Source organism: Streptomyces sp. JLBJ103 (genome assembly GCF_058215575.1).
Genome location: NZ_CM177089.1, coordinates 4,597,572 through 4,611,844, shown reverse-complemented (window position 1 = coordinate 4,611,844; position 14,273 = coordinate 4,597,572). Strand labels below are relative to the sequence as shown.

Genomic DNA, 14,273 nt, shown 5'->3' with positions numbered 1-14,273 from the left:
TCGGCTGGTGACCATGCCCACCACAGTTCCCGCATACGGCAAAGAGGCCGCGGAGCGACTCGCGTCCATGGCGGACGTGACCGCCTCGGACGGCGCGCTGCGCCGCTTCCTGCACGGCCTGCCGGGCGTCGACGCGGTCGGCCTCCAGGCCCGTGCCGCGACCCTCGGCACCCGCTCGATCAAGACCACGGCGAAGGCGTACGCCATCGACCTGGCGATCTCGATGATCGATCTGACGACCCTGGAGGGCGCGGACACCCCGGGCAAGGTCCGGGCGCTGTGCGCGAAGGGGGTCAACCCCGACCCCACGGACCGTACGGTCCCCAAGGTCGCGGCGATCTGCGTCTACGGCGACATGGTGGCGACCGCCAAGGAGGCGCTGGCCTCCGCCGGTGGGAGCGACATCCACGTCGCCGCCGTCGCCACCGCCTTCCCCTCCGGCCGCGCCGCGATGCCGGTGAAGCTGGCCGACACCCGGGACGCGGTGGCCGCCGGGGCGGACGAGATCGACATGGTGATCGACCGCGGTGCCTTCCTCTCCGGCCGCTATCTGGAGGTCTTCGAGGAGATCAAGCAGGTGAAGGAGGCGTGCGCCCGGCCGGACGGCAGCGCCGCCCACCTCAAGGTCATCTTCGAGACCGGTGAGCTCCAGACGTACGACAACGTACGCCGGGCGTCCTGGCTGGCGATGCTCGCCGGGGCCGACTTCATCAAGACCTCCACCGGCAAGGTGGCGGTGAACGCGACCCCGCCGGTCACCCTCCTCATGCTCGAGGCGGTGCGTGACTTCCGCGCCACGACCGGCGTACAGGTCGGGGTCAAGCCCGCGGGCGGCATCCGCACCACCAAGGACGCCATCAAGTACCTGGTGATGGTCAACGAGACGCTGGGCGAAGAGTGGCTGACGGCCGACTGGTTCCGCTTCGGCGCCTCCAGCCTGCTCAACGATCTGCTGATGCAGCGCCAGAAGCTCCGCACCGGCCGCTACTCCGGTCCCGACTACGTGACGGTGGACTGAGACACCCATGGCATCCACGAACCCCATGGCCTCCACGGCCTTCGATTACGCGCCCGCGCCCGAGTCCCGCGCCGTCGTCGACATCGCCCCCTCCTACGGGCTGTTCATCAACGGCGAGTTCACCGAGGCCGCCGACGGCAAGGTCTTCAAGACCATCTCGCCCTCCTCCGAGGAGGTGCTCTCCGAGGTCGCCCAGGCCACCGCCGAGGATGTCGACCGCGCGGTCAAGGCCGCCCGTACCGCCTTCACGGCCTGGTCCGCCCTCCCGGGCTCCGAGCGCGCCAAGTACCTGTTCCGGATCGCCCGCATCATCCAGGAGCGCTCCCGCGAGCTGGCCGTCCTGGAGTCCCTGGACAACGGCAAGCCGATCCGCGAGTCCCGGGACGCCGATCTCCCGCTCGTCGCGGCGCACTTCTTCTACTACGCGGGCTGGGCCGACAAGCTGGCCCACGCCGGCTACGGCCCCGACCCCAAGCCGCTGGGCGTGGCCGGTCAGGTCATCCCGTGGAACTTCCCGCTGCTGATGCTGGCGTGGAAGATCGCCCCGGCCCTCGCCGCGGGCAACACGGTGGTGCTCAAGCCCGCCGAGACAACACCGCTCTCCGCCCTGTTCTTCGCGGACATCTGCCGCCAGGCCGGGCTGCCCAAGGGCGTGGTCAACATCGTCACCGGGGACGGCAGCACCGGCGCCGAACTGGTCGGCCACCCCGGCATCGACAAGGTGGCCTTCACCGGCTCCACCGAGGTCGGCAAGGCCATCGCCCGCACCGTGGCCGGTACGTCGAAGAAGGTCACGCTCGAACTGGGCGGCAAGGCGGCCAACATCGTCTTCGACGACGCGCCGATCGACCAGGCGGTCGAGGGCATCGTCAACGGGATCTTCTTCAACCAGGGCCATGTCTGCTGCGCGGGCTCCCGCCTCCTGGTCCAGGAGTCCGTCCAGGACGAACTGCTGGACGCCCTCAAGCGCCGGATGCGGACGCTGCGGGTGGGCGACCCGCTGGACAAGAACACCGACATCGGCGCGATCAACTCCGCCGAGCAGCTGGCCCGTATCCGCACCCTCGCCGAGGCGGGCGAGGCCGAGGGCGCCGAGCGCTGGGCCCCGGACTGCGAACTGCCCAGCTCCGGCTTCTGGTTCGCCCCGACGCTGTTCACGGGGGTCACCCAGGCCCACCGCATCGCCCGCGAGGAGATCTTCGGCCCGGTCCTGTCCGTGCTGACGTTCCGCACCCCCGAAGAGGCCGTCGCCAAGGCCAACAACACCCCCTACGGCCTCTCCGCCGGGATCTGGACGGAGAAGGGTTCGCGGATCCTGTGGATGGCGAACAAGCTCCGCGCCGGGGTGGTGTGGTCCAACACGTTCAACAAGTTCGACCCCACCTCGCCGTTCGGCGGCTACAAGGAGTCGGGCTACGGCCGCGAGGGCGGTCGCCACGGCCTGGAGGCATACCTCGATGTCTGACCGCAACGACCGACTCTCCGTGCTCAAGACCTACAAGCTGTTCGTCGGGGGTAAGTTCCCCCGGTCCGAGAGCGGGCGGGTGTACGAGGTGACCGACGCAAAGGACCGCTGGCTGGCCAACGCCCCGCAGGCGTCCCGCAAGGACGCGCGGGACGCGGTCGTCGCCGCCCGCAAGGCGTTCGGCGGCTGGTCGGGGGCCACGGCCTACAACCGCGGCCAGATCCTCTACCGCATCGCCGAGATGCTGGAGGGCCGCCGCGACCAGTTCGTCCGCGAGGTCGCCGATGCCGAGGGGCTTTCCAAGTCCAAGGCGGGCGCCCAGGTCGACGCGGCGATCGACCGCTGGGTCTGGTACGCGGGCTGGTCCGACAAGATCGCCCAGATCGCCGGATCCGCCAACCCGGTGGCCGGACCGTACTTCAACCTCTCCAGCCCCGAACCCACCGGTGTCATCGCGGTCCTGGCCCCGCAGGACTCGTCCTTCCTCGGTCTGGTCTCGGTCATCGCGCCCGCGATCGTCACCGGTAACACCGCGGTCGTCGTCAGCAGCGAGAACCACCCGCTCCCCGCCCTCTCCCTGGGCGAGGTGCTGGCCACCTCCGATCTGCCGGGCGGCGTGGTCAACGTGCTCTCCGGCCGCACCGCCGAGATCGCGGCCCCGCTCGCCGCGCACCAGGACGTGAACGCGATCGACCTCACCGGCGCGGCCCCGGAGCTCGCCACCGAACTCGAAACCGCCGCCGCGGAGAACCTGAAGCGGGTGGTCCGTCCACAGCCTGTGGACTGGTCCGCCGACCCCGGCACCGGCCGGATGCTCTCGTTCCTGGAGACCAAGACGGTCTGGCACCCCATGGGTGTATGAGCCCCTGAGCGTCCGCCCCCAACGGCCACCGCCCCCGCCCCCTTCCGTCCGAGGGGGCGGGGGCCGGTTGCACCGCGCCTTCGGCCACCGCAGCTCCGCCCACCGCGCGGCGGACCGCATTGGTCCCGACCCGGGAGGTCACAGGGGCGACACCATGCGTCACACTGCTGTTCCGTGACATTCCATCCCTCATCCGCCCGCGTCATCCTGCTCTCCGGCCCTTCCGGTTCCGGGAAGTCGTCGCTCGCGGCCCGCACCGGGCTGCCCGTGCTGAACCTCGACGACTTCTACAAGGAGGGCGACGACCCGACCCTCCCGAAGCTGGCGGAGGATGGAAGCACCGACTGGGACTCCCCGCTGTCGTGGGACGCGGACGCGGCGGTGGCGGCCGTCGAGGCGCTGTGCCGGACCTCGCGTACGGCGGTGCCGGTGTACGACATCCCGACCAGCGCTCGCGTCGGCGAAGAGGTGCTGGATCTTGGGCGTACCCCGCTGTTCATCGCGGAGGGGGTCTTCGCGGCCGACATCATCGGGCGCTGCGACGAGCTGGGGCTGCTCGCGGACGCGCTGTGTCTGCGGGGGCGGCCTTTCACCACCTTCCGGCGGCGGCTGATGCGCGATCTGCGGGAGGGCCGGAAGTCGGCGCTCTATCTGGTGCGGCGCGGCTGGCGGCTGATGCGTGCCGAGCGCGGGATCGTGGCCCGGCAGACCGCGCTGGGCGCGTACGCGTGCGGCAAGGACACCGCCATGGGGCGCGTCGCCGCAGCGGCGGCCGCCGGGCGCAGCGGTACGGCCGCGCGGTCCGCGTCCACCGTGACGGCGGGCTGACCCACCCCGCTTCCGCGCTGAAGCGCTCCGGCGCTCCCGTGCTCCCGTGCTCCCGGCGCACACAACAGCGCGGGGCCGGACGGACCCCCCGGCCCTCCGGTCCCGCGCTGTTGTTCCCCCGTATCCCCCGTGTTCCCCCGTATCCCCCGTTATCTTCCGTGGATCCCCCGATCCCCGGCTTTCCCCCGATTCCCCCCGATCCCCCGTACTTCCCCCGTATCCCCCGTTTCCCCCCGCCTTCGATCCCCCGCCGCCGTCAGGCGACCAGTTCGCCGAAGGACTCCTCTTCGTCACGGCCGAAGCTGAGGACCTCGTCCTCGCGCAGCCGCCGCAGTGAGCGCCAGATGCTGCTCTTGACCGTTCCGACACTTATGTTCAGTATGTCCGCGATCTCCGGGTCCGTACGGCCCTCGTAGTACCGCAGCACCAGCATCGTGCGCTGGAGCTCGGGGAGCCGGGCCAGCGCCTGCCACAGCACGGCGCGCAGCTCGGTGCCGCGCATCGCGTCGTGGTCGCCCGCCGTCTCCGGCAGCTCCTCCGTCGGGTACTCGTTGAGCTTGCGGCGGCGCCAGGCGCTGATGTGGAGATTGGTCATCGTGCGCCGCAGATAGCCGCCGACCGCCGCCTTGTCGCTGATCCGGTCCCAGGCCCGGTAGGTCGAGAACAGCGCGCTCTGGAGCAGGTCCTCGGCCTCGTACCGGTCACCGGTCAGGTGGTAGGCGGTGGCGTACAGGGAGGCGCGGCGCTCCTGGACATAGGCGGTGAACTCCGCCTCCGACGCAGTACGCCGCTCCCCCTTTGCCTCCCTGTACGAGCTTCCCCCGTTTCCCCCGTTCCCCCCGTTCCCCCCGAGGCCGCCGGTGCCCCCCTCGGCCCCCGTGTTCGCGTCAATGGCCACCATGTATGGAGGCCGCTGACGCCCGGCGCCGCGAGCGCACCCCCGCCCGCTCACGGCACCGGACTTCTCGCTGGTCCGGCCGGCGTCGTGAAGGCGTGTGCGAACTGCGCCGGCGTTGGTGAAGTGCAGTGTGCTCATCTCGCGCCCCCCGTCGGTGAAGCCGGTCCGTCCGGTCTGGTTCTGGTTGCTCCGGCCGGTGTTCCGCCCGGTGCACAGAAGACTTTGCCGGGCCAGTTTCATCGCGCTGTCTGTCGACTGTCACAGGCTCGTCACAGGGGATCGCACCGATAAACCCCCGGCGGTCGAACTACAGGCCCCTTGTAGGCCAGAATGACCAACGTGCCTTTCCTGTTGCTGATCGAGGACGACGACGCCATCCGCACGGCCCTCGAACTCTCACTGTCCCGCCAGGGCCACCGCGTGGCGACGGCGGCGACAGGCGAGGATGGCCTGAAACTGCTGCGTGAGCAGCGGCCGGATCTGATCGTGCTGGATGTGATGCTGCCCGGGATCGACGGCTTCGAGGTGTGCCGCCGGATCCGCCGCACCGACCAATTGCCGATCATCCTGCTGACCGCGCGCAACGACGACATCGACGTGGTGGTGGGGCTGGAGTCGGGAGCCGACGACTACGTGGTCAAGCCCGTGCAGGGGCGGGTGCTCGACGCCCGGATCCGCGCGGTGCTGCGCCGGGGCGAGCGGGAGGCGAACGACGCCGCGGCCTTCGGCAGCCTGGTGATCGACCGCGCCGCCATGACGGTGACCAAGAATGGCGAAGACCTTCAGCTCACCCCCACTGAGCTGCGGCTTCTGCTGGAGCTGAGCCGTCGGCCGGGCCAGGCGCTGTCCCGCCAGCAGCTGCTGCGGCTGGTGTGGGAGCACGACTACCTCGGCGATTCCCGGCTGGTCGACGCCTGTGTGCAGCGGCTGCGCGCCAAGGTGGAGGACGTGCCGTCGTCGCCGACGCTGATCCGTACGGTGCGCGGGGTGGGTTACCGGCTGGACGCACCACAGTGAGCGCAGGAGGGGCCCTGGACCGGGACGCGAGGCCCCGGGGCGGAGACGTAAGGAATTGAGCGCGGTGAGCGAGGAGCCCGGTCGTGCGCGGGGCTGGGCCGCGGGTCTCCTGCGGTGGCTGAGCCTGAGACTGCGGCTGATGCTGGTCTTCGGTCTGGTGGCGCTGGCCGCCGCCGTGTCCGCGTCGGCCATCGCGTACTGGCTGAACCGTGACGCGGTGCTGACCCGCACCCAGGACGCGGCGCTGGACGAGTTCCGCAAGGCGCTGAAAGAGGACACCGACCCGCTGCCCGCCCTACCGACGCGTTCCGAATTGCAGGACGCGGCGGACCGTATGTCGGACAACACCCAGAAGTACGAGGTGCTGCTGGTCTCCCGCACACGTGGCGGCGGGACCAGTGTGGTGGCCTCGGACGAGGCGCTGTTCACGCTGAAGGTGGTGCCCACGTCGCTGCGGCACGCGGTGGACGAGAAGCGCGCGGTGGACAGCTCCAACAAGGCCCCCTACCACCTCTACTGGCAGCGGATCACGCTGGACGGCACACCGTATCTGGTCGGCGGGGCGAAGGTGAACGGGGGCGGCCCGACCGGCTACCTGCTCAAGTCGCTGGACAGCGAGCGCCAGGACCTGAACTCGCTGGCCTGGTCGCTGGGGATCGCCACCGCCCTGGCGCTGATCGGTTCCGCGCTGCTGGCGCAGGCCGCGGCGGCCACGGTGCTGCGGCCGGTGCAGCGGCTCGGCGAGGCGGCGCACCGGCTGGGCGAGGGGCAGCTGGACACCCGGCTCCAGGTGTCGGGCTCCGATGAGCTGGCCAATCTCTCGCGCACCTTCAACCGCACCGCGGAGCGGCTGGAGCAGCGGGTGGCGGAGCTGAGCGCGCGGGAGGCGTCCAGCCGCCGCTTCGTCGCGGACATGTCGCACGAGCTGAGGACCCCGCTCACCGCGATCACGGCCGTCACCGAGGTGCTGGAGGAGGAGGCCGACTCGCTCGACCCGATGATCGCCCCCGCGGTGCAGCTGGTGGTGAGCGAGACCCGGCGGCTGAACGACCTGGTGGAGAACCTGATGGAGGTGACCCGCTTCGACGCGGGCACGGCCCGTCTGGTGCTGGACGACGTGGATGTGGCGGACCAGGTGACGGCGTGCATCGACGCCCGCGCCTGGCTGGACGCGGTGGAGCTGGACGCGGAGCGCGGGATCGTGGCCCGGCTCGATCCGCGGCGGCTCGATGTGATCCTGGCGAACCTGATCGGGAACGCGCTCAAGCACGGCGGCTCGCCGGTGCGGGTGTCGGTGCGGACGGACGGCGATGAAGGGGGCGAACTGCTGATCAGGGTGCGGGACCACGGTCCGGGCATCCCCGAGGACGTCCTGCCGCATGTCTTCGACCGCTTCTACAAGGCGAGCGCCTCCCGGCCCCGGTCGGAGGGGAGCGGACTCGGTCTGTCGATCGCCATGGAGAACGCGCATATCCACGGCGGTGACATCAGCGCGGCCAACTCCGAGGAGGGCGGGGCGGTCTTCACGCTCCGGCTGCCGATGGACGCCTCGCAGCTCGCCTCGGGCGAGGAGGAGCGCAAGAACGAAGGGGGCGCCCGATGAAGCGGGCGGTGAACCGGCGCCGGACCCGTCCGGCCGTCGCGCTGCTGACCGCGGCGGTCGCGCTGCTGGCCACCGGATGCGGTATCCGCGGTACGTCGGTGCCGGTGGACGCGGGGGCCGCGCCCTCGCGCGCCTCGTGCGAGGCGCCGGAGCCGGAACGGGTCGCCGAGGGCACCGGCCGGGTCTCGGTACGGATCTATCTGCTGTGCGGCTCACGGATGCTGTCGCTGAGCCGCAGCGCGCGGCTGCCGGAGAAGCAGCCGCCGCCGGAGCCGGTGCAGATCGCCCGCGCCCTGCTGGAGCAGTTGCGGCAGCCGCCCACGGCGGCCGAGACGGCGGCCGGGTTCTCCACCGCGGTGGAGGACTGGGTGCAGGTGTCCGGCCCTGCCTCGGACGATCCGGACCGGGCGCTGCGGCTGAACCGGCCGCCCGAGGAGCTCCAGTCGATGGCGCTGGCCCAGATCGTGTGCACCTTCGGGGAGTCCACTGCGGCGGACGAGCACCACCGGGTGGTGCTGGGCGGCCCGGAGAGCGACCGCGATCCGCTCAAGCGCTACACCTGCACCGAGGAGATGCGCCGCCATCCCGAGATCGCGGTCAACTCCGGGGTGCTGGTGTCCTGATCACACACCCGATCACACTCCTGATCACGCCCGCGATCACGCCTGAACGTTCCTCATCGCTCGTGATCGCGTGATGTTTCGTTACGTTTCCTCGCTCGGTCACCCCTGGTGGCGGTCCTCTCGGTAACAAGCTGCTGACCAGCGGGGTGCAGGCGGAACCGGCACCCCCGCACAGCGCGTCCTGAGATGCGTGCAGGGTCGTTCCGGCCGAAGGGCCGCCTTCCGCTACCGCGCCGCGGGCGTTGTACTCCTCGTCGCACACCTGACGTTCGTGTGCTGGCTGACCCTGCGCCCGCTCACCGTGCCGTGGGTGTCCGCCGAGACCCTGGAACCGCTGGCCACCATCCGGGCCGATCTGGCGCTCAGCCCGTGGGCCGCGATCCGCTCGATCGGGGGCGGACTGCTGCTGCTCGCGCCGCTGGGGGTGCTGCTGCCGCTGGCTGGGGGCCGGGTGGAGGCGTGTTCCCTGACCTCGCTGGCCCGTACGGCCTTCACCGGGGCGATGGCCGCCCTGGCGGTCGCGCTGCTGCGCAGCGAGGTGACCGGGCAGATCATGAACGTGGACTCGGTGCTGCTGAACACCGCCGGGGTGGCGCTCGCGCATGTGCTGGTGGTGCCGGCCGTCAGGGCCAGGATCCGCCGCCGGGCGGACCGCGAGCAGGCCGCGGCCCTCCCCCGGGAGGACGAGATGCAGACGGTGACCCCGACGATTCACAGGGTCGGGATCGCACCGTGGAGCGACGCCTCGACGGGCTGGCGACCCTAGCGTTGAAGGCATCGGGAAGAGCTTCCCGGGTACCTCGGCACCTCGGCCTTCGGTCCGCGACGGATCGCAACGGTTACGAGCGTCCGACGACACGACGAGGAGTCGCCATCATGGCCGCAAGCCTGGCCCGCCCCCGCCACCAGAAGATGATCGCCGGAGTCTGCGCGGGTCTGGCCCGCCGCTTCGGTACCACCCCGACCACGATGCGGGTGATCTTCCTGGTCTCCTGTCTGCTGCCGGGGCCGCAGTTCCTCCTCTACATCGCGCTGTGGATCCTGCTCCCGGCCGAGGACGGCCATCGCGAGGCGTATTGACGCGGACGCGAGGGGCGTGGTGACGCGGACGCGAAGTGCCCGCACCGCGCCTACAGACCCGCCTTCGCCAGCTTCTCCAGCTGCTTGTCGACGATCACCCGCGGCACCGGGAACGCGCTCAGCTTCTTGAAGTCCACACCCATGAAGAGGGCGACGGTCGAGCCGGAGCGCACCGCGACCACCCTCATCGGGATCTTCGTCCCCTGGGCGGAGGCGGTCAGCCCGTAGCCGACACTGTCGTCACCGGCCGCCTTGAGCGGCGTCGACCGCACCTCGCTGTAGCGCACGGTCCGTCCGCTGAGAGTGGTGGAGAACCCGCCCGCGCAGTCGGAGAGCGCGGCCTTCAGCTCGCGCATGAACGTCTTGGCGCCCGCCGGGCTGTAGCTGCTGATCCCGGCCGTGACGCCCTTGTACGGAGCCTTGTGACCGGTCACCCCGCGCCGCACGGTCTCCTTGGCCGCGGGGCTCGGCTCGTCACCGGTGGCGTCGGCGAGCGGCTGGCAGGCGCGATTGCGGGACTTCGGCTGGCCGCTGGCCCAGTTCTCGGCCTTGCGGCTGGTGACCCGATAGCCCTTGAGGTCGCCCTGTGCCAGGGCGACCTTCGCCAGCCGGGTCGCGGCGGGGGTGGCGGACCGGCGGTCGGCGGACGGGGTGGCCTTGGCATCGTCCGAACCGCCGCTGCACGCGGCGGTGAGGACAAGGAGGGGGCAGGCCAGGAGGGACGTCGGACCGATCGCTCGGATCCGCCCGGTCCGCCCCGCCGGTCTGCTCGTTCTTGTCAGCCCTATCCGCCTTATCCGCCTTGTCCACACGGGAGACACCCCCACAGTCGGCTGCCGGCCTGGCGCAGCGTGTCGGCAGATCCTGGCACAGGACACGGCCGGGCCGCACACCCCGGTACGGATGTGCGGCCCGGCCGTGTGCCGAGACGGAGGATCAGCCCAGCCGCAGGCCGTTGCCCAGCGCGCCCACCGGGAGCCGGCTGAACAGCCCCTGGTCGGGCTGGGCCTGGCCGGGGGCCGCGGGCTTGGCGGTGCCCTGGCCGGGGAGCTGGCCCTGCCCGGGGATCTGGCCGCCCTGTCCGGGGACCTGACCGGCGGCCGCACCGCCACTAGGCGCCGGAGCGGGACCGGCCGCGGACGCGGCGCTGCCTCCGGCAATGATGGCGACAGTACCGAGGGCAACAACGCCGAGGGTCTTGAGGGTTCCCTGCTTCATCAGAAATCTGTCCTTGAGACGGGGGCTTGTCCGATACGAGAACGTAGTCATGGATTTCGCCCGCCCGCAAACACGGGAAATCGACTTCCAGACGTGCGGAACGCATCGGACGAGCCTGTGGTCCCCGTCCGTAGAATCAGCTGTCCTTGGCGGGAGAATCGCTGGTCACGGCGGACACCGAAGCCACCTGCCGGAACAGCCATTCGGACTTCAATTCAGCATACCCAGGCTTGATCACGTCATTGATCATCGCAAGACGTTCACCAAAAGGAATGAAGGCCGATTTCATGGCATTGACCGTGAACCACTGCATGTCGTCCAGCGTGTAGTGGAATGTTGATACGAGATGCTGGAATTCAGCACTCATACTCGTCCCACTCATGAGACGATTATCCGTATTCACGGTGGCACGGAAATGCAGTCGGCGCAGCAGTCCGATGGGGTGCTCGGCGTACGAGCTGGCCGCACCCGTCTGGAGGTTGGAGCTCGGACACAGCTCCAGCGGGATGCGCTTGTCCCGGACGTAGGAGGCGAGGCGGCCGAGGGTGATGCTGCCGTCGTCCGCCACCTCGATGTCGTCGATGATGCGGACGCCGTGGCCGAGCCGGTCGGCACCGCACCACTGGAGCGCCTGCCAGATGGACGGCAGGCCGAACGCCTCGCCCGCGTGAATCGTGAAGTGGTTGTTCTCCCGCTTCAGATACTCGAAGGCGTCCAGGTGCCGGGTGGGCGGGAAGCCCGCCTCGGCTCCCGCGATGTCGAAGCCGACGACGCCGAGATCGCGGTAGCGATTGGCGAGTTCGGCGATCTCCAGGGCGCGGGCCGCGTGGCGCATCGCGGTGAGCAGCGCGCCGACGCGGATGCGGTGGCCGTTCTCCCGGGCCCGCCGCTCGCCTTCACGGAAGCCCTCGTTGACCGCCTCGACGACCTCCTCCAGGCTCAGCCCCCGCTCGAGGTGCTGCTCCGGGGCGTAGCGCACCTCGGCGTAGACGACGCCGTCCTCGGCGAGGTCCTCGGCGCACTCGGCGGCGACCCGGACCAGCGCGTCCCGGGTCTGCATGACGGCGCAGGTGTGCGAGAAGGTCTCGAGATAGCGCTCCAGCGAACCGGAGTCGGCGGCCTCGCGGAACCAGGCGCCCAGCTTGTCCGGCTCGGTCTCGGGCAGCGCGTCGTACCCCGTCTCGCGGGCGAGGTCGACGATGGTGCCGGGCCGCAGCCCGCCGTCGAGGTGGTCGTGCAACAGCACCTTGGGGGCGCGGCGGATCTGTTCGGGGGTGGGTTGGCGGGTGTGCTCGCTCGTCATCTGCGAAGCGTAGCCCCTACGCGCGTAGAACGGGGCGATAGATACGGAACAGTGACCCGCACGGGTAGTGGAGTACACCACTCCATCTGCGATCGTGTCGGCATGGCTCAGCAAGCGTTGCCCGAACGGGGCGCACGGCTGGGGCGGCCGATGGGCGCGGCCGCCGCACGGAGGACCGTACACGGTGTGGTGCTGCTGCTCCCGGGCGGGGAGCCGGTCGGCACGCGGCGCCCATCCCGGATGTCGGCGGCGTCGGTGCTGCCACTGGCCCGAAGACTGGTGCGGGCCGGTCAGGGCGAGGGCCTGGCCGCCCATGTCGTCCACTACCGGCGCCGCGGCTGGAACGGCTCGGCCGCGGACCCCGCCGCGGACGCCGAGTGGGCCGCGGACGAGGTGGGGCGGCTCTACGGCGACGTACCGGTCTGCCTCACCGGCCACGGCATGGGCGGCCGCGCCGCCCTGCGCGCCGCCGGACACCCGGCCGTCAGCACGGTGGTCGCCCTCGCCCCCTGGCTTCCGGAACCGGACGCGACCCTGACACCCGATCCGGTGAAACAGCTCGTGGGACGGCAGGTGTTGATCGCCCACGGGACCAATGACGAGCGCACCAACCCCGATCTGTCGTACCGGCTGGCGGAGCGGGCGAAGAAGGTCAACCGCGACGTGTGCCGCTTCGAGGTCCACACCGACGGCCACGGCCTGCACCAGCACCGCGCCGAAGTCCGGGCCCTCACCGCCGACTTCCTCCTCGGCTCCCTCTTCGCCACGGGCTACTCCCGCCCGGTCGCCGACGCCCTGGCGGCCCCACCGCCGCTGGGTCTGCGCATGCCGCTGGCGGTGGGGTTCGGCTCGACGCTGCGGCATTGAGGTCCGCTGCGAAAGCGCCGCGCCCCACCCGGGCGCGGCGCCGTACACCGGAGGGCGAAGGCGGAGGGGCCGCTCCGCTGGACAGGGGCGGGGCGGCCCCTCCGGGCTGGTGGGGTCAGGCTCGGGCGGGGATGCCGCGGAGGGCCCGGCGGGCCACCTCCGCGCGGCGTTCGGCCTGGGCCTTGCGGGTCGCGTAGAGCGTGATCGCCGCCGCGCCCGTCACGGCCACCAGGCCCAGCAGGACCGTGCCTGCCCATCCGGCCGCGTGGAAGGCGAGCGCGCCCAGCGTGCCGCCCGCGCTGCTGCCGATGTAGTACGACGCCTGGTAGAGCGCCGCGGCCTGGGCGCGGCCGGTCTTGGCGGTGCGGCTGACCGCCGAGGACGCCGCCGCGTGGCCCGCGAAGAAGCCCGCGGTGATCAGCACCAGACCCAGCAGCACCGCGCCGATCGAGTCCAGCAGGGACACCAGCAGTCCGGCCGCGGTGGTGGTCACGGCCACGTACAGGGTGCTGCGGCGGCCGAGGCGGCCGACCAGCTTGCCGGTCGCGGCCGAGGAAACGGTGCCCACCAGGTAGATCAGGAAGATCGAGCCGATCAGGGACTGCGAGAGGCCGAACGGTTCGGCCACCAGCCGGTAACCGATCACCGTGTAGACACCGCCGAAGACCGTCATGAACAGCGCGCCGATCGCGTACAGGCGGCACAGCAGCGGGTCGGAGAGGTGCCCGGCGACGGTACGGGCCAGGGCGCGCGGGCTCACCGCGGCCGGGGTGAAGTGCCGGGCCGGGGGCAGCAGCAGCCGGAAGGCGATCGCGCACAGCAGCGCCATGACGCCGACCGCGGCCAGCGCGGCCCGCCAGCCCCAGCCGTCGGCGACCCAGCCGGTGAGGATCCGGCCGCTCATACCACCGACGCTGTTGCCAGCCACGAACAGCCCGATCGCGCCGATCAGCGCCTTGGGCTGCACCTCCTCGGAGAGATACGCCATCGCCGAGGCCGGGATCCCGGCCAGGGCCGCGCCCTGGACCGCGCGCAGTCCGATCAGCCAGCCCAGGTCGGGGGCGAACGGCACCAGCAGGCCGAGCGCCACGGCGACCGTGAGCGAGATGGTCATCATCGCGCGGCGGCCGAACCGCTCGGACAGCGCGCTCAGCGGCAGCACCGCGAGCGCCAGGGCCGCGGTGGCCGCGGAGACGGTCCAACTGGCCTGGTCGGCCTGGACATGGAGATCGTCCGAGATCGCGGGCAGCAGCGCCTGGGTCGAGTAGAGCAGGGCGAAGGTCGCGAGCCCGGCGGTGAAGAGAGCGAACCGCATCCGTACGTAGCCGGGGCGGCCCGGACTCATCCGCTCAGGAGCGGGAGCGGGCACGGTAGCGGGCGCGGGCGCGGAAGCCGTGGAAACGGGTTCGGAGGACAGCGCGGGGGAGGCGTCCACACGGTGGTTCCCGGTGGACGCCCCGGTATCAGCAGGAGGCATGATTCGACCGTACG

General features: G+C 71.1%; 15 protein-coding genes. 10 read left to right on the top strand and 5 right to left on the bottom strand.

Features of this window, described 5'->3' with window-relative positions; translation table 11 throughout:
* Positions 1 to 13 precede the first annotated feature (13 nt).
* The 4 genes from deoC to AC4BEG_RS20335 all read left to right on the top strand — a co-directional run bounded on the left by deoC (position 14) and on the right by AC4BEG_RS20335 (position 4,173).
* Positions 14 to 1,018: a deoxyribose-phosphate aldolase gene (gene deoC / locus AC4BEG_RS20350; RefSeq protein ID WP_490707143.1), complete on the top strand. Its 1,005-nt coding sequence runs from the start codon at positions 14 to 16 to the stop codon at positions 1,016 to 1,018.
* A gap of 7 nt (positions 1,019 to 1,025) precedes the next feature.
* Positions 1,026 to 2,483 (top strand): aldehyde dehydrogenase family protein, encoded by a 1,458-nt coding sequence (locus AC4BEG_RS20345; protein WP_490701175.1) that lies wholly within the window; start codon positions 1,026 to 1,028, stop codon positions 2,481 to 2,483.
* Entirely contained in the window at positions 2,476 to 3,345 is an 870-nt protein-coding gene (locus AC4BEG_RS20340; protein ID WP_490701174.1) for an aldehyde dehydrogenase family protein, read from the top strand. Before AC4BEG_RS20345 ends, AC4BEG_RS20340 begins: the two co-directional genes overlap by 8 nt.
* A gap of 174 nt (positions 3,346 to 3,519) precedes the next feature.
* Positions 3,520 to 4,173, top strand: a complete 654-nt coding sequence (locus tag AC4BEG_RS20335) for an ATP-binding protein (RefSeq protein WP_490701173.1) — start codon at positions 3,520 to 3,522, stop codon at positions 4,171 to 4,173.
* 256 nt (positions 4,174 to 4,429) lie between these two features.
* Here the strand turns inward: AC4BEG_RS20335 and AC4BEG_RS20330 are convergent, their stop codons facing one another.
* Positions 4,430 to 5,209 (bottom strand): SigE family RNA polymerase sigma factor, encoded by a 780-nt coding sequence (locus AC4BEG_RS20330; RefSeq protein ID WP_490701172.1) that lies wholly within the window; start codon positions 5,207 to 5,209, stop codon positions 4,430 to 4,432.
* 201 nt (positions 5,210 to 5,410) lie between these two features.
* On the opposite strand from AC4BEG_RS20330, the gene afsQ1 reads away from it, so the two are divergent.
* From afsQ1 to AC4BEG_RS20305, 5 genes are all read left to right on the top strand, one after another.
* Positions 5,411 to 6,088 (top strand): two-component system response regulator AfsQ1, encoded by a 678-nt coding sequence (gene afsQ1 / locus AC4BEG_RS20325; protein ID WP_362435696.1) that lies wholly within the window; start codon positions 5,411 to 5,413, stop codon positions 6,086 to 6,088.
* Positions 6,089 to 6,152: 64 nt separating this feature from the next.
* Positions 6,153 to 7,691: an ATP-binding protein gene (locus tag AC4BEG_RS20320; protein WP_490701171.1), complete on the top strand. Its 1,539-nt coding sequence runs from the start codon at positions 6,153 to 6,155 to the stop codon at positions 7,689 to 7,691.
* Positions 7,688 to 8,314 (top strand): hypothetical protein, encoded by a 627-nt coding sequence (locus tag AC4BEG_RS20315; RefSeq protein WP_490701170.1) that lies wholly within the window; start codon positions 7,688 to 7,690, stop codon positions 8,312 to 8,314. Before AC4BEG_RS20320 ends, AC4BEG_RS20315 begins: the two co-directional genes overlap by 4 nt.
* Positions 8,315 to 8,504: 190 nt before the next feature.
* Entirely contained in the window at positions 8,505 to 9,080 is a 576-nt protein-coding gene (locus AC4BEG_RS20310) for a VanZ family protein (RefSeq protein ID WP_490701169.1), read from the top strand.
* Between the two features lie 110 nt (positions 9,081 to 9,190).
* Positions 9,191 to 9,394 (top strand): PspC domain-containing protein, encoded by a 204-nt coding sequence (locus AC4BEG_RS20305; RefSeq protein WP_490701168.1) that lies wholly within the window; start codon positions 9,191 to 9,193, stop codon positions 9,392 to 9,394.
* A gap of 50 nt (positions 9,395 to 9,444) precedes the next feature.
* On the opposite strand, the gene AC4BEG_RS20300 is transcribed toward AC4BEG_RS20305, so the two are convergent.
* The 3 genes from AC4BEG_RS20300 to AC4BEG_RS20290 form a co-directional block, all read right to left on the bottom strand.
* Complete coding sequence (locus tag AC4BEG_RS20300) at positions 9,445 to 10,206, bottom strand: hypothetical protein (protein WP_490701167.1); 762 nt, start codon at positions 10,204 to 10,206, stop codon at positions 9,445 to 9,447.
* A gap of 124 nt (positions 10,207 to 10,330) precedes the next feature.
* Positions 10,331 to 10,612: an ATP-binding protein gene (locus AC4BEG_RS20295; protein WP_490701166.1), complete on the bottom strand. Its 282-nt coding sequence runs from the start codon at positions 10,610 to 10,612 to the stop codon at positions 10,331 to 10,333.
* 136 nt (positions 10,613 to 10,748) lie between these two features.
* Positions 10,749 to 11,915, bottom strand: a complete 1,167-nt coding sequence (locus AC4BEG_RS20290; RefSeq protein ID WP_490701165.1) for an adenosine deaminase — start codon at positions 11,913 to 11,915, stop codon at positions 10,749 to 10,751.
* A gap of 102 nt (positions 11,916 to 12,017) precedes the next feature.
* On the opposite strand from AC4BEG_RS20290, the gene AC4BEG_RS20285 reads away from it, so the two are divergent.
* Complete coding sequence (locus AC4BEG_RS20285; protein ID WP_490701164.1) at positions 12,018 to 12,782, top strand: dienelactone hydrolase family protein; 765 nt, start codon at positions 12,018 to 12,020, stop codon at positions 12,780 to 12,782.
* Between the two features lie 115 nt (positions 12,783 to 12,897).
* On the opposite strand, the gene AC4BEG_RS20280 is transcribed toward AC4BEG_RS20285, so the two are convergent.
* Positions 12,898 to 14,259: an MFS transporter gene (locus AC4BEG_RS20280; protein WP_490701163.1), complete on the bottom strand. Its 1,362-nt coding sequence runs from the start codon at positions 14,257 to 14,259 to the stop codon at positions 12,898 to 12,900.
* Positions 14,260 to 14,273 lie beyond the last annotated feature (14 nt).